At 69.0% G+C, this 21,463-nt stretch carries 17 protein-coding genes and 1 pseudogene; 9 read left to right on the top strand and 9 right to left on the bottom strand.

Annotated elements, in window-relative coordinates; genetic code table 11:
* Positions 1–129: 129 nt before the first annotated feature.
* On the bottom strand, positions 130–1,380 hold the full coding sequence (locus U9979_RS09735; protein ID WP_322768771.1) for a deoxyguanosinetriphosphate triphosphohydrolase: 1,251 nt from the start codon (positions 1,378–1,380) through the stop codon (positions 130–132).
* 95 nt (positions 1,381–1,475) lie between these two features.
* On the opposite strand from U9979_RS09735, the gene U9979_RS09730 reads away from it, so the two are divergent.
* Positions 1,476–1,631 (top strand): hypothetical protein, encoded by a 156-nt coding sequence (locus U9979_RS09730; RefSeq protein WP_322750235.1) that lies wholly within the window; start codon positions 1,476–1,478, stop codon positions 1,629–1,631.
* Between the two features lie 43 nt (positions 1,632–1,674).
* On the top strand, positions 1,675–2,214 hold the full coding sequence (locus U9979_RS09725; protein WP_322750234.1) for a PH domain-containing protein: 540 nt from the start codon (positions 1,675–1,677) through the stop codon (positions 2,212–2,214).
* Positions 2,215–2,346: 132 nt separating this feature from the next.
* Here U9979_RS09725 and U9979_RS09720 read toward each other — a convergent pair whose 3' ends face one another.
* Positions 2,347–4,221, bottom strand: a complete 1,875-nt coding sequence (locus U9979_RS09720) for a transketolase (protein WP_416219830.1) — start codon at positions 4,219–4,221, stop codon at positions 2,347–2,349.
* Between the two features lie 221 nt (positions 4,222–4,442).
* Positions 4,443–7,136 carry a pyruvate, phosphate dikinase gene (ppdK, locus tag U9979_RS09715; RefSeq protein ID WP_322779105.1) on the bottom strand — a complete coding sequence of 898 codons (2,694 nt, stop codon included), beginning with the start codon at positions 7,134–7,136 and terminating at the stop codon, positions 4,443–4,445.
* A 218-nt stretch (positions 7,137–7,354) separates the two neighbouring features.
* Here ppdK and U9979_RS09710 point away from each other — a divergent pair, with 218 nt between their 5' ends.
* The 4 genes from U9979_RS09710 (at position 7,355) to U9979_RS09695 (ending at position 12,110) form a co-directional block, all read left to right on the top strand.
* Positions 7,355–8,455 carry a hypothetical protein gene (locus U9979_RS09710; RefSeq protein ID WP_322779104.1) on the top strand — a complete coding sequence of 367 codons (1,101 nt, stop codon included), beginning with the start codon at positions 7,355–7,357 and terminating at the stop codon, positions 8,453–8,455.
* Positions 8,455–9,705 carry a toxic anion resistance protein gene (locus U9979_RS09705; protein WP_322779103.1) on the top strand — a complete coding sequence of 417 codons (1,251 nt, stop codon included), beginning with the start codon at positions 8,455–8,457 and terminating at the stop codon, positions 9,703–9,705. Before U9979_RS09710 ends, U9979_RS09705 begins: the two co-directional genes overlap by 1 nt.
* Positions 9,702–11,336 carry a substrate-binding domain-containing protein gene (locus tag U9979_RS09700; protein ID WP_322779102.1) on the top strand — a complete coding sequence of 545 codons (1,635 nt, stop codon included), beginning with the start codon at positions 9,702–9,704 and terminating at the stop codon, positions 11,334–11,336. Before U9979_RS09705 ends, U9979_RS09700 begins: the two co-directional genes overlap by 4 nt.
* Positions 11,337–11,411: 75 nt before the next feature.
* A complete protein-coding gene (locus U9979_RS09695) occupies positions 11,412–12,110 on the top strand; it encodes a hypothetical protein (RefSeq protein WP_322779101.1) in 699 nt (232 codons plus the stop codon).
* Between the two features lie 17 nt (positions 12,111–12,127).
* Here the strand turns inward: U9979_RS09695 and U9979_RS09690 are convergent, their stop codons facing one another.
* The 4 genes from U9979_RS09690 to recO all read right to left on the bottom strand — a co-directional run bounded on the left by U9979_RS09690 (position 12,128) and on the right by recO (position 15,741).
* Positions 12,128–13,546, bottom strand: coding sequence for a glycine--tRNA ligase (locus U9979_RS09690; RefSeq protein ID WP_322750410.1), 1,419 nt, complete (start codon positions 13,544–13,546; stop codon positions 12,128–12,130).
* Between the two features lie 132 nt (positions 13,547–13,678).
* On the bottom strand, positions 13,679–14,005 hold the full coding sequence (locus tag U9979_RS09685) for an antibiotic biosynthesis monooxygenase family protein (RefSeq protein WP_322750406.1): 327 nt from the start codon (positions 14,003–14,005) through the stop codon (positions 13,679–13,681).
* A gap of 68 nt (positions 14,006–14,073) precedes the next feature.
* Positions 14,074–14,892, bottom strand: coding sequence for an isoprenyl transferase (locus U9979_RS09680; protein WP_322779100.1), 819 nt, complete (start codon positions 14,890–14,892; stop codon positions 14,074–14,076).
* A gap of 117 nt (positions 14,893–15,009) precedes the next feature.
* Entirely contained in the window at positions 15,010–15,741 is a 732-nt protein-coding gene (gene recO, locus U9979_RS09675; RefSeq protein ID WP_322750404.1) for a DNA repair protein RecO, read from the bottom strand.
* A gap of 301 nt (positions 15,742–16,042) precedes the next feature.
* Between recO and U9979_RS09670 the strand changes: the two genes are divergently transcribed.
* Both U9979_RS09670 and U9979_RS25160 read left to right on the top strand, forming a co-directional pair.
* A complete protein-coding gene (locus U9979_RS09670) occupies positions 16,043–18,697 on the top strand; it encodes a S8 family serine peptidase (RefSeq protein WP_322779099.1) in 2,655 nt (884 codons plus the stop codon).
* A 23-nt stretch (positions 18,698–18,720) separates the two neighbouring features.
* Positions 18,721–18,942: pseudogene (locus U9979_RS25160) on the top strand (NUDIX domain-containing protein); the annotation flags it as partial.
* Between the two features lie 304 nt (positions 18,943–19,246).
* Here the strand turns inward: U9979_RS25160 and U9979_RS09660 are convergent.
* Positions 19,247–20,182, bottom strand: a complete 936-nt coding sequence (locus U9979_RS09660) for an N-acyl homoserine lactonase family protein (RefSeq protein ID WP_416219847.1) — start codon at positions 20,180–20,182, stop codon at positions 19,247–19,249.
* Between the two features lie 89 nt (positions 20,183–20,271).
* On the opposite strand from U9979_RS09660, the gene U9979_RS09655 reads away from it, so the two are divergent.
* The gene (locus tag U9979_RS09655) at positions 20,272–21,078 is read left to right on the top strand and encodes an ABC transporter permease (RefSeq protein ID WP_322779097.1); all 807 of its coding nucleotides are present in this window, start codon (positions 20,272–20,274) and stop codon (positions 21,076–21,078) included.
* Between the two features lie 79 nt (positions 21,079–21,157).
* Here U9979_RS09655 and U9979_RS09650 read toward each other — a convergent pair.
* Positions 21,158–21,463, bottom strand: a 306-nt coding sequence (locus tag U9979_RS09650) for a KH domain-containing protein (RefSeq protein ID WP_322779096.1), incomplete at its 5' end; no start/stop codon positions are given.

The following is a 21,463-nucleotide window of genomic DNA, read 5'->3' as shown; positions in this document are numbered from 1 at the left end:
TTCCCCCGTGATGGTACTTGTCAACGGCGCCAAGGTGCCGATCTTCTGACCGACCGGCCACCGTCGATGACCCGGAGCGTTCGGCCTCCGGCGATGCGACAGAACCACGATCGCATCGCCTTCGGTCCGCTAGAGGGCGACCGGCCAGGGGCGCCCGGTCAGCTGCGCGTGCCGCCGGCCGGCGCTCGCGTCGGTGAGGCGGGCGACCTGGTCGACGGCGACCCGCAGACGGGCCGCGTCATCGCAGGCGGCCAGCCAGGCCGGGCGCAGCAGGGGGTCGAGCGCCTGCGGTGCCCGCACGAGGAGCAGCGCGAGAAGCTCGGCGATGACCTCGCGCTGGCGGCGCTGCCGGACGTGCGCGTCGCGGCGGTCCATGACGAACCGGGCCGTCACCCCTTTGAGCAGGCAGCACTCGGCAACCGTCGCGGCGGGCACCACGAGGTCGGCGTGGTAGCGCCGCAGCGGACGATCGCCGTACGCCTGCCGGGTGGCCGCGACCGCGGCGACGCACAGCCGCGCGATCAGCTCGCTGGTCATGGCCCGCACGGCGCGCAGCGCGCTCGGCGTCGGCACCGGCCCCGCGACCCACCACGGCTGCCGCCGCAACCGGTCCAACGCCTCGTCAAGCGCGCTCTGCGACGCCGCCGGATAGCGGTCCGCGGTCGAGGCCACGAGATCGGCCCGCGCTCCGGAGTCCGCCAGCCGGCCCAGGTCGATCAGGCCGGCGACGACGCCGTCCTCCAGGTCGTGCGCGCTGTACGCCACATCGTCGGCCCAGTCCATCAGCTGCGCCTCCATACACCGTCGACCGGCCGGCGCGCCGTCGCGAACCCAGGTGAAAATCGCCATGTCGTCGGCGTAGACGCCGAACTTCGGCGTGTCGTCCCGCTTGGGCCAGGGGTACTTCAGCGACGCGTCCAGGGTGGCCCGGGTGAGGTTCAGACCGGCCTCCCGGCCGTGGACATCCACGATCTTGACCTCAAGACGGGTCAGCTCACGCAGGCTCTGGGCGTTTCCCTCGAACCCCCCGCAGTCGCGGGCAGCCGCGTCCAGGGCAGCCTCGCCGTTGTGACCGAACGGAGGGTGTCCGATGTCATGCGCCAGGCAGGCGGCGTCGACCAGGTCCGGATCGGCGCCCAGCGAACGGGCCAGGCCCCGGCCGACCTGAGCGGTCTCCAGGGAATGGGTGAGCCGGGTACGCGGGAAGTCGTCGTCGAACGGACCGACGACCTGCGTCTTGCCGGCCAACCGGCGTAGTGCGCTGGAGTGCAGGACACGCGCGCGGTCCCGCTCGAACCACGTTCGATCGTCGGGTGTACTCTTCTGTCGCTCCTCGCCCCAACGGACCACGTCGGACGCTTCGTACCACTCGCCGGCCACGGCGCCGAGCGTATAGGCGCGATTTCCATACGTCCGAGGTGCGAAGCGGCGATACTTTGTGGTCAGCCGTCCCAACTTCGGCCCGGAGGCCCGCCGTGGACAAGATCGTCAAATACGGTCTCATCGCGTTCGTCATCTTCTTCGTTGTCACCGCACCTGAAAGTGCGGCAAACATCATCAACCGGGCCATTGACGGTCTGCACTCCGCTGGCAGCGGCTTCTCCAACTTCGTGACCGACACGGTCCTGTGAGGAGACGCGAGCTGTCGGTGCAATCCCGGCGACGGCGGTGGCCTTGGTGAGACTCCGGATCCCTGACCCCGCAGCCAGGGACGACAAGTACCTCGCCACTCGCGAACGACTGGTCATCATGGTCCGGATGCACTGGGCCGTTCTGCTGCCTGTCTTCCTTCAGACACTGGGCTCCATCGTGCTCGCGGTCCTACTCACGATCCTGCTCAGCGGGCTGAACCTCGGCAACGTCGTTGCCGCCCTCCCCTGGTGGTTCGCACTCTTCATGCTCTTTCGGATGCTGTGGCGTGTCGCCGACTGGCACTTCGACCACTTGATGATCACCGACAAGCGCCTCCTGAAGGTCTCGGGGATCTTTTTCCGCAAGGTGCAGACCATGCCCCTGGAGAAAGTGACAGATCTCACCTACAACCGGGACCCGATGGGTCGGCTTCTCGGATACGGCGAGTTCATCGTCGAATCGGCCGGACAGGATCAGGCTCTATCAAAGATCCAATTTCTACCTCGACCGGACCGGCTCTATCTGACGATGTGCGACATGATGTTCGGGGGCGCGCCGGCGCCCAGCAGCTCCGACGACTGACCAAGCAGTACAAGACAGTACAAGGTAGTACAAGAACAGCGAGACTCCCCTGCTACCGGGATGCCGGGCGCAGGGGAGTCTCGTCGTGTTCCAGCGTGTTCCAGTGCGTTGTGACGATCAGACCTGTGAAGATCAGCGCAGCAGGGCGCGGGCCGCCGCCACGATGTGGCTCGCCGAGATTCCCGCCGCGTCCAGCAGCTCGGTCGGCGTACCCGACCCCGGTAGGTCGCGGACGGCCAAGTGGCGCAAACGCACCGGCACATCGGCAGCGGCGAGTGTCCCCACCACCGCGCTAGCGATGCCGCCCTCGGGGTAGTGGTCCTCGACCACTACCAGCCGGCCGTCGGTCGCCCGCGCGGCGGCCACCACCGTCGCCTCATCCACCGGCTTGACCGAGTAGAGGTCGATCACCCGTGCTGCAATGCCTTCGGCCGCGAGTGTCTGCGCAGCCGCCAGGCACTGGTGCAGGGTGACGCCGGCGCCGATGAGGGTGACCACATCGGCGTCCGACCGGCGCGGCACCTTCGAGCCCCCGACGGTGAAGGACTCGTCCGGACCGTAGATCACCGGGTAGGCACCACGAGTCGTACGCAGGTAGCTGACCCCGTCGAGATCGGCCATGATCTCAACAAGCTTGGCCGTGCTGGTCGCGTCACTGGGATACAGGACGGTCGAACCGTGCACCGCCCGCATCATCGCAAGATCTTCCAGTGCCATCTGGGACGGACCGTCCGCGCCGATCTCGACACCCGCATGCGAACCCGCCAGCCGGATGTTCGCCTGTGAGATCGCGGCCATCCGGATGAAGTCGTATGCGCGCGAGAAGAAGGCTGCGAACGTGGAAGCGAACGGAATGTAACCGCGTACCGACAGTCCCACCGCTGTCGCGACGAGCTGCTGCTCGGCGATGAACATCTCGAAGAATCGCTCCGGGTGGACCTTGGCGAAGTCCTCGGAGTGGGTGGAGTTGCTGACCTCGGCGTCCAGGGCAACCACAGCTGCCCGCGCTCCGACGGCGACGAGCGCTTCGCCGTATGCCTTTCGAGGTGCGACCTTCGCACCGAGGGGGTAGGTCGGCAGTTCGACCGTAACCGGGGCGGGCGCCGGCGGCCGCTCGATGGACGCCGGTGGCACCGCTCCCCGGACGCGCAGGTTGCGTTCGCCACCGAGTTCGGCGATCGCGCGCTCGGCCATGTCGGGCGGCAGCGCCTTGCCGTGCCATCCGTCGGCGTCGACGATCTCGGAGAAGCCCTCCCCCTTACGGGTGCGGGCGAGGACGACCACCGGGCGGTCAGCTTCGGCAGCCTCGGTCAGGACCTTGTCAATCGCGGCGATGTCATGCCCGTCGACCATGAGTGCCCGGCAGCCGAACGCCTCGACCCGGCGGGCGTAGGCGTCGAGGTCCCAGCCGAGCTCGGTTGCGCCACGCTGACCGAGGCGGTTGACATCCACGACCGCCGTCAAATTCGACAGCTGGTAGTGAGCCGCCTTGTCCAGCGCCTCCCAGATCGAACCCTCGGCCATCTCACTGTCGCCGCACAGCACCCACACCCGGTAGGGAAGTCGGTCAAGGAGTCGCCCGGCGAGTGCCACGCCGACCGCGTCCGGCAGCCCCTGCCCGAGCGATCCGGTCGCCACGTCGACCCAGGGCAGAATCGGCGTCGGATGACCCTGCAGGCGCTGGCCGAAACGGCGGTATCCGGTCATCAGTTCATGATCGGAAACCACGCCGACAGCCTTGAACATCGCATACAGCAACGGGGACGCATGCCCCTTGGAGAAGATCAGGTGATCGTTGGCCGAGTCGTCCGGTTTGTCCCAGTCATACCGCAGGTGCCGTCCGAGCAGAACCGCCATCACGTCCGCGGCTGACATCGACGACGTCGGGTGGCCCGAACCCGCGGACGTCGACGATCGGACCGAATCGACCCGCAGTTGCTGAGCCAGTTCCCGGATCTGATCAAGATCGGTTGGATCAATCATGATCTCGGATTCGGGAGTTACCACGCCAGCCTCCTAATACGCCTGCGTATCCGTACATGGATATCCGCCTACGTGCGCTCCCGCTGCCCCGACCGGTCCGCTGTTCCTGGACGGTCCAGGCCATACCCCGGGTCCCACAGTCCCGAACGGTACCAGCGGCAGAAGTTCACGACGGTGACGAACGGGCCATGACTGGGGGGCCGTTCGCGGGACCGCAAGCACCTTCGTCCCGGCCGGAGTGCCCGCTAACCGCCCTGGCCGGCACGGTCCAGGATGGCCGCCCGGCCGGCTTCCAGCCGGGCGATCGGCACCCGGAACGGGGAACACGAAACGTAGTCGAGTCCGACCTGATGGAAGAAGTGCACCGAATCCGGGTCGCCACCGTGCTCGCCGCAGACACCCAGTTTGATCTCAGGCCGGATCGCACGCCCCTCCTCGACCGCGATACGCACGAGTCGGCCGATTCCATCGCGGTCAAGCGACTCGAACGGGGAGACGCCGAAGATCCCCAGCTCGAGATAGCGGGAGAAGAAGGAGGACTCCACGTCGTCCCGGGAGAAACCCCAGCCCATCTGGGTGAGGTCGTTCGTGCCGAACGAGAAGAACTGCGCGGCCTCGGCGATCTGGCCCGCGGTCAGGGCGGCCCTCGGTACCTCGATCATCGTCCCGATCAGCGCGGGAACATCGACCCCGGTCTCGGTCGCGACCTCGCGCAGCACCTGTTCAGCCTGGTCGCGGACGACCTCCAGTTCCTGGACCGCGGCCACCAACGGCACCATGATCTCCGGATGTGGATCTCCGCCGGCCCGGCGGCACCGCACGGCCGCCTCGGCGATCGCCCGCACCTGCAGGGCGAACAGACCCGGGATGAGCAGCCCCAGCCGTACCCCGCGCAGCCCCAGCATCGGATTCTGCTCGTGCAGCCGGCGGACCGCCTCCAACAGCGCGCCATCACCGTCCGACACCGGCTGGCCGGTGGCGGTGGCGACGCCCAGGCGCACCGAGAGTTCGGTGAGATCCGGGAGGAACTCGTGCAGCGGAGGGTCGATCAGGCGGACCGTCACCGGCAGACCGTCCATCGCCGTGAAGATCGCAACAAAGTCGTCACGCTGAAGCGGTAGGAGTTCAACCAGTGCGGCAGCGCGGGCCTCGGCGTCAGCGGCGAGGATGAGCCGCTCGACCAGCTGCCTGCGTTCACCCAGAAACATGTGTTCGGTACGGCACAGTCCGATGCCCGCGGCGCCGAACCGGCGGGCGCGGGCGGCGTCGTCGGCGGTGTCGGCATTGGCGCGCACGCCGAGCCGGCGGGCCTGATCCGCGTGGGTGATGATCCGGTGCACCGCGTCGACCAGGGGGTCGGTCCCGTCCGCGACCAGCGTCCCCTCGAAGTACTGGACAACCGGCGACGGCACCACCGGCACCTCGCCGAGGTAGACCGCGCCCGACGACCCGTCAATCGAGATCACGTCCCCTTCGCCGATGACGATGCCGCCCGGCGCGACCGCGCGGCGGGCCCGGGTGTCGACATCGATCTCCTCGGCCCCGCACACGCAGGTCCTGCCCATGCCGCGGGCCACCACGGCGGCATGGGAGGTCTTCCCGCCACGCGATGTCAACACGCCGCGCGCGGCAATCATGCCGTCGAGGTCGTCGGGAGTGGTCTCCCGGCGCACCAGGATCACCGGTGTACCGGCGGCGGCGAGCTCCACGGCCCGGTGCGAGTCGAAGACCACCTGACCGACGGCCGCTCCGGGTGAGGCGTTCATACCCTGGGCAATCTTCTCGGCCTGCCCCGTCAGCCCGAACCGGGGGAACATCAGCTGGGCGAGCTGGGCGCCGGTGACCCGCGTCACCGCCTCATCCATACTGATCAGGCCCTGATCCACGAGCTGGACCGCGATCCGGAAGGCAGCGCCCGCGGTACGTTTGCCCACTCTTGTCTGCAACATCCACAACTTGTTGCGTTCGACGGTGAACTCGATGTCGCACAGGTCCCGGTAGTGGTGCTCCAGAATCGTCATTATCTCGGTCAACCGGGCGTACGCGGGTGGGTCGATGGACGCCAACGCCGTCAGGGGCAGGGTGTTACGAATTCCCGCGACGACGTCCTCGCCCTGCGCATTCTGCAGATAATCGCCGTAGCCGCCCTGCGCACCGCTGGCGGGATCCCGGGTGAATGCCACGCCGGTGCCCGAGTCCATGCCGAGGTTGCCGAACACCATGGCCACGATATTGACCGCGGTGCCGAGGTCCGCCGGAATGCGCTCCTGGCGGCGGTAGAGACGGGCCCGCTCACCGTTCCAGGAGTCGAAAACCGCACGGATGGCCGAATCCAGCTGTTCCCGGGGGTCCTGCGGGAAATCCCGCCCGGTCCGGTCCCGGATTATCGCCTTGAAGGTCTCGGCCAGAATCCGCAGGTCGGCTTCGTCGAGATCGAGGTCGCTCGTGGTCGCCCGTGCCTTCTTCGCCGCGTCCAGAGCCTGGTCGAACAGTTCGCCGTCCACGCCGAGGACCGTCGTGGCGAACATCGCCAGCAGGCGGCGGTAGGAGTCCCAGGCGAAGCGCTGCGAACCGGACTGCTTGGCCAGACCGGAAACCGAGGCGTCGGACAAACCGACGTTGAGGACGGTGTCCATCATCCCCGGCATCGAGAACTTCGCGCCCGACCGGACCGAGACCAGCAGCGGGTCGTCCGGCTGCCCCAGGCGCTTGCCCATCACCTGCTCAAGGGCGCCCAGGTGCGCGCTGACCTCATCGCGCAGCGCCGCGGGTTCCCGGCCATGCGCAAGATACTCGCGACAGGCCTCGGTCGTGATCGTAAAGCCGGGCGGGACGGGAAGCCCCATGGTCGTCATCTCGGCGAGATTGGCACCCTTGCCACCGAGAAGATCTTTCAAGTCCTTGCTTCCCTGGTGGAAGTCGTACACATAGCTGCTCATGGCCGCCCTCTCGTCTCCCGTCCCCGCGAACATCCCCCGCGAACCGCCGTCACGAACCGCCGTCACGCACCGCTGTCACGAACTGCCGCCGCCCCGGCCGTGGCACGCCGGTCGGGAGCCGGGTCGGGAGCCGGTCGGGAGCCGGTCGGACATCACGGATGGAGCATGATGCAGACTGACATACCCGGACCGACACCAGCGAACGAAAGGAAGGCGCCGTGCACGGTCGCCGAGTTCTCGGGCTCGTGCTTGCCGGGCTGCTCACGGTCGGTGTCATCGCTGTGGTCGTCGTCCCGCGGATGCGCTCCACGCCGAACAGCGGCGAAGTCAGTGTCCGTGCGCTGATCTCATCGGAAAAGCAGGCCTTCTTCTCGGACCCGGACGTGATTGCCGCCCTCGCCCGGGCCGGCTACCGCATTGAGATCACGTCCGCCGGATCGCGCGAGATCGCCACCACCCGCGACCTGTCCGGCTTCGACCTGGCCTTCCCGGCCGACGGGCCGCAGGCGGACCGCATCAAACGCGATCGGAAGATAACCGCGTCCTACGTACCCTTCTTCACGCCCATGGCGATAGCCACCTTCACCCCGATCGCGACGCTGCTGACCGCGGCAGGTGTCAGCGTCACCGATGGCGACCATTACCTGTTCGACATGCGCAAGTACCTCGACCTGGTGGCAAAGGACACCCGGTGGTCGCAACTGCCGGGGAACACCGTTTATCGGACCGACAAGTCCATCCTCATCAGCTCGACGGATGTGCGGACGTCGAACTCGGCCGCCCTCTACCTGGCGATCGCGTCCTATGTGACCAACAACGGGAACATCGTCACCGACGCCGGGACGGCCGACCGCATGACCAACATACTCGCGCCCCTTTTTCTCAAACAGGGCTATCTGGAGGCGTCGTCGCAGGAACCGTTCGACGATTTTCTGACGATCGGCATGGGGAAAACGCCGATGGTCATGATTTATGAGGCCCAGTTCAGCGCCCACGCGCTCGCGCGAGACGGTTCCCTGATCGGCGACAAGGTGCTGATGTACCCGAATCCGACCATCTACGCCAAGCACACCGTCGTCCCGCTCACGCCCGCAGGCGACGCGGTCGGGCGCCTGCTGAGCACCGACCCGGAGCTACAGCGCCTCGCCGTGCGGCACGGGTTCCGGACCGCGGACGCCGGCTACGGCCGGCAGTATGCCGCCGAACGGGGGACCAATCCCCCACCGCAGCTGGTCAACGTCGTCGAACCACCGAGCGCGGAGATATCCGAGCGAATGATCGCCGAGATCGAGATGAAGTACCAGAAGGGCCCGGGTTGATGAACCTGCCACCGCCGACCCCGTCACCGGCCGCGGGCGGCCCCGGCACGCAACTGGTCCTGGTGCCGCCCGAGCCCGTCGCGCCGGTCGCGCCCGAGCAGGCCGGACCGGCCGTTGCGATCAGTGCCGAGGTGGCGTCGCGCCTGAGCAGCCAGGCGGTGGCCTTTGCCGACGCGCTGGTCGGCATCGACCCGAGCTCGCCTGGCTTCACCTCCAAGGTCGCCGCCGTGCACCGGATGGGCGAGAAGGAGATCCGCGCGTCGGCGGCGGTATCCAACCGGCTGCTGGACAAACCGACGCGCGCGATGAACTCGGGCGCCTTCGACGCGACGTCGTCGGTGTCGACCTCACTGGTGGAACTACGCAGGGTGATCGACGACCTTGATCCGTCCAAGGTGAACCTGCTGGGCCCGAAAAAACTGCTCGGGATGATTCCGTTCGGGAACCGCCTGCGGGACTACTTCGCGTCCTATCAGTCGTCACAGACACATCTGGACGCCATTCTGCACGCGATGCAGAACGGCCAGGAGGAACTGCGGCGGGACAATGCCGCGATCGAGCAGGAAAAGCACAACCTGTGGACCACCATGAGCAGGCTGCGCGAGTACGCCCAGCTGGCCTCGGACCTCGACGCCGAGCTCGTCACCCGGATCAACCGGATCGAGGCCGCCGACCCGGATCGGGCCCGAACGCTTCGCGAGGACGTCCTGTTCTACGTGCGGCAGAAGCACCAGGACCTGCTCACCCAGCTCGCGGTGAGCGCGCAGGGTTACCTGGCCCTGGATATGATCCGGCGCAACAACCTCGAACTGATCAAAGGTGTGGACCGGGCGAGCACCACGACCGTCGCGGCGCTGCGGACCGCGGTACTCGTCGCGCAGGCCCTGGCCAACCAGAAACTGGTGCTCGACCAGATCGCCGCGTTGAACCAGACGACCGAGCGCCTCATCGTCGGCACGTCCGAGCTGCTGCGGCGCCAGACCGTCGAGATCCACGGGCAGGCGGCGTCCTCGACCGTGTCGGTGCAGGCCCTCCAGCAGGCGTTCGCCAACATCTATGCCACGATCGACACGATCGACGGGTACAAGACCGCCGCCCTGGAGACCATGCGGACAACGGTGACGGCCTTGTCGCAGGAGGTGGGAAAGGCAGCCGCATATCTGGACCGGGCCGCCTCGACCGCTCCCGTCGAGATCGCGCCGGCCTCGTCAGCAGCCGGCGAACTGGAAATCTCCGGCGGCGGGCCGTGACCGGACGCCGTGTCCACCCGGTCGCAATCGGCCTGCTCGCCGTGTGCGCGGCTGCGTTCACCCTGACCGCCTGCGGTTCCGGGTCGGGGTCGGCGTCTGGGTCGGGGTCGGCGTCTGGGTCGGCCCCCGGCCCCGGCAAGCCGGGTGTGCTGCGGATCCTCGCCGGCTCGGAACTGGCCGACGTCGAGCCGCTGCTGGGCGACCTGCGCGCGGCCACCGGCGTCACGGTGCAACTGACCTACACCGGGACACTCGACGCCACCGATAAGATCATCAAACATTCCGCGGGCACGGACGCCGCCTGGCTGTCCTCCGACCGTTACCTGCGCCTGCTGCCCGGTGGCGCGCAGGCGGGCAGCGTCCGCACTCCGACCATGACATCGCCGGTGGTCCTCGGTATCCGGACCTCGCTCGCCACGAGGTTCGGCTGGACGGGTACCACCAGCGTCACGTGGGCGGACGTCGCCGCGAAGGTTGCCGCCGGCGAGCTGACGTACGCCATGACGAACCCGGCGGCGTCCAACTCGGGGTTCAGTGCGCTGGTCGGTGTCGCGGCCGCGCTCGCCGGGACCTCGGACGCGCTACAGGCCTCCGACATCCGCCCCGACGCGCTGACGTCGTTCTTCTCGGGGCAGACGCTCACCTCGGGCAGTTCCGGCTGGCTCGCGGACGCCTTCGTCGACAGGCCCCAGGACGCCGGCGGTATGATCAATTACGAGTCGGTGCTGCTGTCGCTGCAACGCTCCGGCCGACTGCGGGAACCAATCACGATCATCTACCCCAAAGACGGCATCATCACAGCCGACTACCCCATACTCCTGCTCGACCCCGCCCGGCGGGACGAATACAGCCGGGTGGTGACCTGGTTGCGCAGCCCGGAAGTCCAGCGACGGCTGCAGACCACCACCAACCGCAGGCCGGCCGTCCCCGGTGTCGCGCTCGACCCGCGGTTCACCACGACCGCCCTGGCCGAACTGCCCTTCCCCGCCACCCAGGCGGTCGCCGATGAGCTGATCACCTCCTACCTCGACCATTTCCGTCGTCCGTCGCACGCGATCTTCGTACTGGACGTGTCCGGTTCCATGGCCGGCCGGCGCCTGGCCGATCTGCAATCCGCGCTGGCCGGGCTCGCCGGTGCCGACACCTCCCTGTCCGGCCGGTTCACCCGGTTTCGTGACCGTGAAAAGATCACACTTGTGATTTTCAACGGCTCGGTCGTCGGGTCACGCGACTTCACGGTGACCGACACCGGGGCATCCTCGCCCGATCTGGCCGCGATCCGCTCCTACATCACGAGCCTGCAGGCCAACGGGGGAACGGCCATCTACTCCGCGCTCGCCGATGCCTACCGCCGCGCGTCCGATGCGGTCGCCGCCGAGCCCGGCTACCTGACGTCGATCGTCCTGATGACGGACGGTGAGAACAACGCGGGCCTGTCAGCTGGTCAGTTCCGCGCCGGTTACCAGGCCCTTCCCCCGGCTGCGCGAGCCGTCCGCACCTTCTGCATCATCTTCGGCGAGGCACGTCCGGACGACCTGCGCTCGATCGCCACCGACACCGGTGGCGCGACGTTCGACGCACGGACATCCCCGCTGACCGACGCGTTCAAGGACATCCGTGGCTACCAGTGACCCCGGGTCCGCCATACCCGGTGGCGGCACCGGTGAGAACCGGGCCTCCTGTCAGGGCTGTCAGGGCCGGCTCGGATGACGGCGATCTGGCTGCCGCGGCCTGACCCACCGCCGCCTCCTCCCGCCAGGGGAACCCGGGAAAAGGCGCTGACGTGGATCGGATCGCTGAAGAACATCGCCGGGTGCACCGGCGCGCTCGGCGGGTTGGGGCTGACCGCCGCCGGCGTGGTCGGATCACCGCAGTGGCCGTTGGTCGTAGCCGTCATGTATGCGATCGGTGCTCTGGTCGCGCCAGCCCGTCGCCCGGCACCGGGCGGTAGCCAGCCGAGCGTCGCCGAACTTCGCGCGACCGTCGAGGCCCAGCTGCGGGTCCTGACCGGACTCGCGCCAACCGAGGTCACCGCCGCCGCGGCCCAGGTCGTCGACGCGCTGCGCGAGGTGCTGGACCGCCCGCACCTACTGCGCGCCGGCTCGCCCGAGACGTTCGTGGTCGTGCGGACCGTCGCCGACTACCTGCCCACCGCCCTGGAGGTCTACCTCGGCCTGCCGGCGCGGTACGCCCAGACGCACCGGTTGGACGACGGACGCACGCCACGCGAGGTCGTCATCGGCCAGCTCGGCCTGTTGGAAAAGGGCATCCGCGACGTCACCGAAGCGGCTGCGGCCGGGGACACCGCGAAGCTGCTGTCCCACGGACGTTTCCTGGCCGACCGGTTCGGGTCGAGCGAGCTCGACCTGTCGAACCCGTCCCCCAATCCATCACACACACCCTAGCCAGCTAGGGACCGAAGCTAGCAGGGACCGAGTCGGGCGTTGAGGTAGGACACCGCCTGATCCATGGACACGCGCTCCTGCTCCATGGTGTCGCGCTCCCGGATCGTGACGGCGCGGTCCGCCAGCGAGTCGAAGTCGACCGTGAGACAGAACGGCGTGCCGATCTCGTCCTGCCGGCGGTACCGACGCCCGATCGCGCCGGCATCGTCGAAGTCGACGTTCCAGTGCTTACGCAGCTCCGCGGCCAGATCGCGGGCGACCGGTGACAGGTCGGCGTTGCGCGACAGCGGCAGCACCGCGGCCTTGACCGGAGCAAGCCGACGGTCGAGGCGGAGCACGACCCGGCGGTCCACCCCACCCTTGGTGTTGGGTGCGGTGTCCTCGGCGTAGGCGTCCAGCAGGAATACCAGGGTGGCGCGGTCCACCCCGGCGGCCGGTTCGATCACGTACGGCGTGTACCGGGTGCCGGTGGCCTGCTCGAAGTAGGTCAGGTCCGCGCCGGACGCCTTCGCGTGTACGGACAGGTCGTAGTCCGTGCGGTTCGCGATACCCTCCAGCTCGCCCCACTCCAGGCCGGCGAAGTCGAACCGGTACTCGATGTCGACGGTCCGCTTCGAGTAGTGGGAGAGCTTCTCCTTCGGGTGCTCGAAATGGCGCAGGTTCTCGTCGCGGACACCCAGGTCGCGGTACCACCTCGTCCGCTCACCGAGCCAGTACTCGTGCCAGGTCTCGTCCTCGCCCGGCGGGACGAAGAACTCCATCTCCATCTGTTCGAACTCGCGGGTCCGGAAGATGAAGTTTCCCGGGGTGATCTCGTTGCGGAACGACTTGCCGATCTGACCGATACCGAACGGCGGCTTGCGCCGGGCGGTCGCCTGCACGTTCGCATAGTTGATGAAAATGCCCTGGGCGGTTTCCGGCCGAAGGTAGGCCAGGCCCGACTCGTCCTCGACCGGCCCCAGGTAGGTCTTGAGCAGACCGTTGAACATCCGAGGCTCGGTGAACGTGCCACGCGCACCGCAGCTGGGGCAGTTGACCTCGGTGAGCGCGGTCGGCGGCCGGCCGTGCCTGGACTCGAAGGCCTCCTCAAGATGATCGGCGCGAAACCGCTTGTGGCAGGTGAGGCACTCGGTCAGCGGATCGACGAAGACCTGCACGTGCCCGCTGGTCTCCCAGACCTCACGCGCGAGGATCACACACGAGTCGAGGCCGACCACGTCGTCGCGGCCCTGAACCATGGCCTTCCACCAGGCACGCTTGACGTTGTTCTTCAGCTCCACCCCGAGCGGACCGTAGTCCCACGATGCCCGCAGGCCACCGTAGATCTCGCTTGAGGGGAAGACCAACCCCCGGCGCTTGCACAGACTGACGATGGTGTCCATGCGGTCGGACGAACTGGCCACGCGGGCGCTCCCTTCCCACTCACCCGCCGTCATCGGCGACGTCGGGTGGTCGTGTCCTACGCACACCTGCTCCACCTGATGATCAGAAGGGCAAGTGCCGATCAGACAGACAAGTGCCCAGCGTACGGGCTGCGGGCACAGCCGGCGCAGACAGGTCGGGCAACGTCAGGCACGGTCTGAGCCGTGGCGGACGGCACCCGTGACGCCGTCGTGGGCGAGCAACACCTCGAACGCGCCCGGCTCATCGACGGCGTAGATCATCAACGGCGTCAGCTCCACCCGGACATCGAACGCGGACAGGGCCCGGCGCCACGCACCCACCCCGTCCCACTCGGATGTGATCACCCACAGTTCAGGTTCATCCACGGCACGTCCCAGTCGAGCGGACCCGTAGCCGCGCTGCCCAGCCAGTGCGACCAGGGCCCGGTCCGCACGCTCGCGGAAGGCTTCGGCCTCCCCGACCGGAACCCGCAGCCGCATGACAACAAGCACCGCACGGTTCTATCAGGTCGCGTCCGTCAGCTCCTCAGCCCTCCCCAGCCCGCCACCCGGTCGGCCCGTCACGGCGTGGCCGATCGGGCCCCCGACGGACGGGCCACGACCCCGCCATATCGACGGTCCCGCTTGGCGAAATCCTCACAGGCCGCCCACAGATCGCGCCGGTCGAAATCGGGCCACAGCCGCTCGACGAACAGGAACTCGGCGTATGCGGCCTGCCAGAGCAGGAAGTTGCTCAGCCGTTGCTCCCCCGACGTACGGATCAGCAGGTCGACGTCGGGCATCTCCGGCTCATCGAGATAGCGGGCGACGGTCTTCTCGTCGATGCGGTCGGCCCGCAGGCGGCCGTCACGGACGTCCCGGGCAATGGCGGCGGCCGCATCGGCGAGTTCGGCGCGCCCCCCGTAGTTCACGCACATCGCCAGAGTAAGGCGGTCGTTACCACAGGTGCGTTCCTCGGCCGCCTCCAGCCGTCGGATGACGTTGCCCCACAGGCGCGGACGCCGGCCGGCCCACCGGACCCGGACCCCCAGGGAGTCCATGTCGTCGATGCGCCTGCCGAACACCCCGTCGGTGAAACGCATCAGGAACGCGACCTCGTCCGGCGAGCGCTTCCAGTTCTCCGTTGAGAAGGCATACACCGACAGCCACCGGACGCCCAGCTCGATCGCGCCCTCCACACAGTCGAAGAGTGCCTCCTCACCGGCCTCGTGGCCCTTCGTGCGCGGCAGGCCACGCATTTTCGCCCAGCGGCCGTTGCCGTCCATGACGATGGCGACATGCCGCGGGATCAACTCGGAAGGAATCTCCGGCGGACATGCGCCGGAAGGATGCGGATGCGGTTCACGGAACCGTCCGACTCTCCCGTTACGTCGACTCACCGGACACCTCCCTTCTACCGCCAGTCAAAGGTAGCGCGATCATCATTCCTCCCGCGCCCACAAACATCATCGACGCATCATCGTCGAACGCGCCACCCCCGACGCGTCCGGCCCGGTTCACGCCCGCTCCAGATGAGGCAGTGCACGTAAGCCGTACTCGAGATGCCACTGCAGGTAAGCGGCGACACATCCGCCAGCCTCGCGCCGGGTGCGGACCTCGCTCACATCGGCGGCGGCCCAGTCGCCGGTAAGCAGGTCGGACAGCAGCGTCACGGCGGCCGGCGACATCGAAGCTGCACCGTGCGGTCGGCACTGCGGGCACACTACGCCGCCCGCCGCGATGGAAAACGCCTGGTGGGGCCCTTGCTGGCCGCAGCGGGCGCACTCGCGCACCGCCATCCCGTAGCCCGAGACCGCCAACGCACGCAGCAGGAAGGCGTCCAGGACGAGGCCCGGCGCACGTTCGCCCTGGGCGAGGGTACGCAGACCGCCGATCAGAAGCAGGAACAGGCGGATAGCCGGCTGGCGTTCCTCGCTGGTCAGCCGTTCGGCGGTTTCCAGCATGACGGCCGAGGCGGTGTGCCGCGCATAGTCGGCAGCGATCACCGCGCCATAGGGGCGCAGGATGTCGGCCTGCGTGACCGTGTCGAGCGAGCGCCCCTCATGTAGCTGGAGGTCGACGTGGGTACCCGGCTCCAGCCGGGCGCCGAACCGGGACGACGTGCGGCGCACCCCTTTGGCCACCGCGCGCACCCGTCCCGTCCGCCGGGTCAACACGGTGACGATGCGGTCGGCCTCGGCGAGCGGCGTCGTTCGCAGGACGACACCTTCATCGCGGTAGACCGGCACCCACCCATGGTTGCACGCATCCCGGTAAGTGGTCAGGACACGGTCGCCCCGGACCGATTGTGACATGCCGCTGCCGGCGGACCGGTCCGAGCTGTCTGCCGGGCCGGCGGCCTATCGCCGGGCTGGCGTCGGGCTGGCGCCGGGCTGGCGGGGCACCTCGCGACGCCGGATCCGCGCTGCGATGCGGACCCCGCCGACTCCGGACTGTCACGCCCTGCAATAGTCACTTTCAGCATCCACGAGAGAACAGGGAGTAGGAGTGCTGGCGGTACGGAAAAGATTTGTATCTTTTTGTAGCTATTTGACCGTTTTCCCACTGACCCTCACCTTGATCGTGATCCAGACCCATGCCGCCGTGGCCGCGGCCGCCCAGACCACGGCCACTCAGGTCACGGCCACTCAGGTCACAACCGGTCAGCCGACAACCGGTCAGCCGACAACCGGCCAGACCGCGGCCACCCAGACCGTCACCGTCTACCTCGCCGCACCCGACCGTGGCGGTCTGGATCACCTCGCGCGGTCGGTCGCCGGCGCGGTGAGCGCATCTGCGCAGGACCGGGCGACCCGTCTGAGGGCGTTTCTGCCCTCAGACGCGACCCACGACACGGTCGCGAACGAGCTCGACACGCTCGGCCTGACCGTCACCCGGACCACCGCATGGAGCGTCACCGCCACCGGCGAGGCGGACCGCCTCCGGACGCTGTTCGGCAGCGCCCGCGACTCCCGTCCTGCCCTGCGTTACGCACAGAGCCTGCCCGCCCTCCCCGCATCCCTGCACGGTCTGGTCTCGGTCGCCGTCGGTGGTGACGAGACCCGACCGGCATTCCGCCACCTCGGTACACGTGCCGCGCGGACAGGGCCGGCGACTGCGCGCAGCGCGGCCGCGGTGCCGCCCGACGCCGGCTACAGCGGCGCCGACCTGCGTGCCGCCTATGGCGCGCCGGACGGCCACCGCGGCGACGGCGGGCCCGACCCGACCGTCGCCAGCCTCCAGCTGTCCGGCTGGGACCCGGCCGACCTGCGCGCCTACGCGGCGGCAGCAGGCATACCGGACCCGGTCGCGGGTGGGCGTTACACGGCCGTGAGCGTCGGTCGCGCACCCGCCTACAACGCCGCCCTGGACGGCGACGGGGACAGCGAGGTCGCCCTCGACCAGGAGGTACAACTGGCAGTCGCGCCCAGCGCGCGCCAACGTGTCTATTTCGCGCCCAACACCGACCAGGGCTTTCTCGACATCCTCGACCGGGTCCGCCTCGACGCCGCCGACCCGAGCGCGAACCTCGTTGCGTTCAACGCGTCCTGGGGTCTGTGTGAGCCGTACAACAGCGCAGCGTTCGTCCGCACCGCCGAAACGTTGCTGGCGGCGATCGCCGCGGCGGGCGTCACCACCTTCACCGCTTCCGGGGACAGCGGATCCGACGACTGCGGCAACGGTACCGCCACCGCGAGCTACCCGGCGTCGTCACCATCAGTGATCGCGGTAGGTGGCACGACGATGCTCAACCCGACCGGCGCGACCGTGTCGGAGACCGCCTGGGCCGGCTCCGGTGGCGGCTGCTCAGCGCTGTTCGCCCAGCCGGACTGGCAACCGGTCACGGCCTGTACGTCGCGCGCGCTGCCCGACCTCGCCATGAACGCCGACCCGACGACCGGCTTCGCCATCTACAACCGCCGTTACTGGGAAAGCCACGGCGGCACGACCGTGCCCGGCTGGATGCGTTTCGGTGGCACCAGCCTCGCATCACCCGCCGCCGCCGGGATGCTCGCGGCCGAATGGGCGTCGACCGGCCAGCAATCAGGCGGGTACGGCGACATCCATGACCGGCTGTACAAGGCACCTGTTTCAGCCTTCCGGGACATCACAGTTGGTAACAACGGCGCCCACCGCGCCACGGTCGGCTACGACCTTGTGACCGGACGCGGCGCGCCCCGGTGGAACAGGCTCGCCTCCACCGCGCTCACCACGACCCCAGCGACGACCCCAGCGACGACCCCAGCGACGACGCCCGCCGGCCGACCCCCGGGCCAGGACGAATACACGATCGCCGTCGGCATCGGCACGGACCACGCCGTGTGGGCGAAGCGATCCGGCCAGGTCGCCCCCGCGTCGCTGGGCGGTCGGGCCACATCCGTCCCGACGGTGATCCAGGCTGCCGGCAGGGTCACCTACATCGTGGGTGGCACCGACGGGAACCTCTGGATGCGGGACGAGACCGACCGCGCGTGGTCGCCGTTCGGCCCTCCCGGAACACAGTGTTACGGGCAGGCCGCGATCGTCGTCGGATCAGCCCTGCACGTCGGCTGCCGCGGCAGCGACCGCGCGCTGTACGTCAGCGCCGTGCCCGTCGACGCCTCCGGCCGGCCGGCCCAGCTCACCTGGTGGGCGAACTACGGCGGGCAGACCGACGCCGCTCCCGCGGTGGCCGTCGTGGACGGCGTCGTCACCTGGTTCACAACCCGCGCCACCAGCAACGTCACCCGCACCACCAGCAACGTCGCGCCCGCCGCCAACCTCTACCGGCGGACGGCCGCCTCGGCCTGGACGGTGCTCGGCGTCCGCTGCGACGGGGGGCCGGGTGCCGGCGGCAACAGTCCCTACGCCGACGGTCCCTCCGGTGGCTACGGTCCCTCCAGTGGCCAGGATGTCCGGCCTGGCCCGAACGGAACCGGAACCGCATACGGGCCGGCGTTCGTCGGCTGCCGGCTGGGCTCGGGAGCGCTCGCCTACGCCGCCGCGCCGTTCATCCGGTTCGTCGACGCCGGTGGGATGATCGTCGGACTGCCCGCCTTCGCTGCGGCCGGGGACGGGACCGTGGACGTGTTCGTCGCCGGCACCGACCACGCCCTCTACAACCGACACATGGGCGCATCCGCCCCGCTGGACGGGGGCTGGACGAACCTCGGCGGCAGGTATCTCCTCGCGGTGGGCGCGGCCCGGATCAACCAGGGACCATAGGAATATCGACGTCGACGGCGCAGGTGGACTCTCACCAGACGCCGAACCCGGCGCCGGACCATGATGGACCGGTGCGAGTGGTGCGACGGGCAGCCAGAGCGATTCTGATCGATTCCCGCGGACGGCTGGTCGTTTTCCGCCGGACCCTGCCGGGCCAGCAGCCCTACTGGGCCACTGTGGGCGGCGGGGTCGATCAGCAGGACGCCTCGGTGGAGGCAGCCCTGCACCGGGAGCTCGCCGAGGAGCTGGGCGCCGCCGTCGACCGGGTCCAGCAGGTGTTCCTCACGAGCACGACAAAAACGAGCACGACAAAATACGGCGGAAGCAGCGGAAGCAGCGGAAGCAGCGGAAGTGAAGGCGGCGGTGGCGGTGGGCCGGGCATCACCGTCCAGCACTTCTTCGTCTGCCGGCTCACTTCGATCGATCTTGCAGCCAGGACGGGCGACGAGTTCACCAACCCGACGAAGGGACGCTACGACGTCGAACGGATCGACCTGCACGGCGAGGCCCTGACCCGTTTCGCACTGCAGCCGGGCGCGCTCAAGGACTTCATCCTGGCGAACCGGGAGGCCCTGCTTGCGGCAGTCGCGGATCCGACCGCGGACCCGACCGCGGACCCGACCGCGGACCCGACCGCGGACCCGACCGCGGATCGTGCCCCGGGCCCCGATCCGCGGTCGGATCCGCCAGCTCGGCGGTGAGCGCCGGCCACGCGACCGGATCGTGGCCGGGGAGCAGACGCAGGCCACGGGCGGACGCGATCGCCTTCAGCCGCCGGATCGGCTCGATCGTCGCCTCCGGCGGAACTCCGATCGACCCACCGACGGCCCGCTCGAAATCGATGTTCTCCTGCAGATCCGCGGCGTCGAACGCGAAGACATACCCGCCGCCGCCCACCGTGGGATCCATCTCGACGATAAAGCTCTGGTGACCTGGGGTGTGCCCGGCAGTGCGGACCGCGGTCACCCCCGGGGCGATCTCGGTGTCGCCGTCGGCCACCTGCCAGGTGATCGCCGGGTGATCGAAGTCGACCCGGATGATGCCGTCGGCCTCCAGCTGCGCCGGGTGGGTACCGAGCCCGTGGTCAAGCTCGCGGCCCTGAATGTGGACGGGTGTACCGCGCCGGGCGAAGTGGCGCAGCCCGCCGGCGTGGTCGCTGTGCAGGTGGGAGACGGCAACCACGTCGATCTGGTCGAGGGTGAGCCCGACCTGTTCCAGCGCACCCTCCAGCGGGTCGCCGGCGCCGGGCGGGAGCCACACCTCCACGCCGGTGTCGCGGTGGAAGCGGCGGCACAGGGCCGCGTCCCGCACGAATGCCGGGTTGAGCCCGGTGTCGATCAGCAACCAGCCCCCGTCGACCTCCACCAGCAACGCCGGGACGGGCTGACGTAGCCGGATGTCGTCCGCAGCGCCGTGCACCGACATCGAATACGGCACCTCGACCCAACCCAGGGTCAGCGGGACCACCCGCCGCACGCCAGCCATGGCCGTCACTATCCGCCATCTGCCTGCCTGCCGGCCTGTCTACCTCCCCGCGTGTGTGCGGGCAGGTAGACAGGCCGCACAGTGAGCCGGTGGACAACGTCATTGCGATGGCCGTGGGCCTGGGTGCTCTGCTTGCTGTAGCCGTCGGCTGCCTCACCATCGCCGGCGTACGGTTACGCCGGGCGGTGATCGTCGCCGCGGTTCGGGCCGGCGCCCAGCTCACCCTCGTCGGCCTGGCGTTGCGCGGGGTGCTCGCCGCACCCGCGACAACGGTCGCGGTCCTCGTCGTGATGCTCACCGTAGCGACCCTGACCGCGGCGGGCCGGCTCACCGGCTTCCCCAACGCCCGACGGTCCGTGCTTGCCGCCAGCACGGCCGGCGCGGCCGTCACGCTCGGGATCATCTTCGGCGTCCCGCTGCTCGACCGGTCCGCGCGCTATCTGGTCGCGGCCGGCGGCATCGTGATCGGTGGCACCATGACCGCCAGCACCCTGGCGGGTCGGCGATTGTTCGAGGCGATGGTGCGCCGCCGCGACGAGGTCGAGGCCTGGCTCGCGCTCGGCGCCACCCCACGCCAGGCGGTCGCGGACCTCGCCCGCACCGCCATCCAGGAAGCCCTGCTGCCCGCCGTCGACCAGACCCGCACAGTCGGGCTGGTCACGCTGCCGGGCGCCTTCGTCGGCGCCCTGCTCGGCGGCGCGAGCCCCACCGACGCGGCCCGGTTCCAGCTCGTCGTCCTCGTCGCCCTGCTCACCGCGGAGACGCTGGCGGCCGTCACCCTCGTCTGGCTGTTCGGCGCACCCACCCACATCCCGGACGCCGACGTGCCCAACGCTCACGGTTCCAGGGCCGGCGGTCCCAGAACCCGCGGTCCCAGGGCCAAGCGAAGGATGTGATTCTGCTGCTACTCCAGCAGCACCAGAATCACATCGTTGGGGTTGGGGATGGGGATGGGGCCGCTCCGGGCACCAGCACTCAGAAACCGAGTTTGCGGAGCTGGCGGGGGTCGCGCTGCCAGTCCTTGGCGACCTTGACGTGCAGGTCCAGGAAGACCGGCGTCCCCAGCAGCGCCTCGATCTGGGTGCGCGCCCGCGTCCCGACGTCCTTGAGCCGCGCGCCCTTAGCACCGATGACGATCGCCTTCTGGCTCTGGCGCTCGACGTAGACGTTCACATGGACGTCGAGCAGCGGGCGGTCGGCGGGTCGGTCCTCACGCGGGATCATCTCCTCCACGACGACGGCCAGGGAGTGCGGCAGCTCGTCGCGCACGCCCTCCAACGC

The organism is Protofrankia sp. Cas4 (assembly GCF_963555915.1).
GTDB lineage: Bacteria > Actinomycetota > Actinomycetes > Frankiales > Frankiaceae > Protofrankia.
Note: the sequence above shows the minus strand (reverse complement) of the source record. Positions and strands in the feature narration are given on the sequence as shown.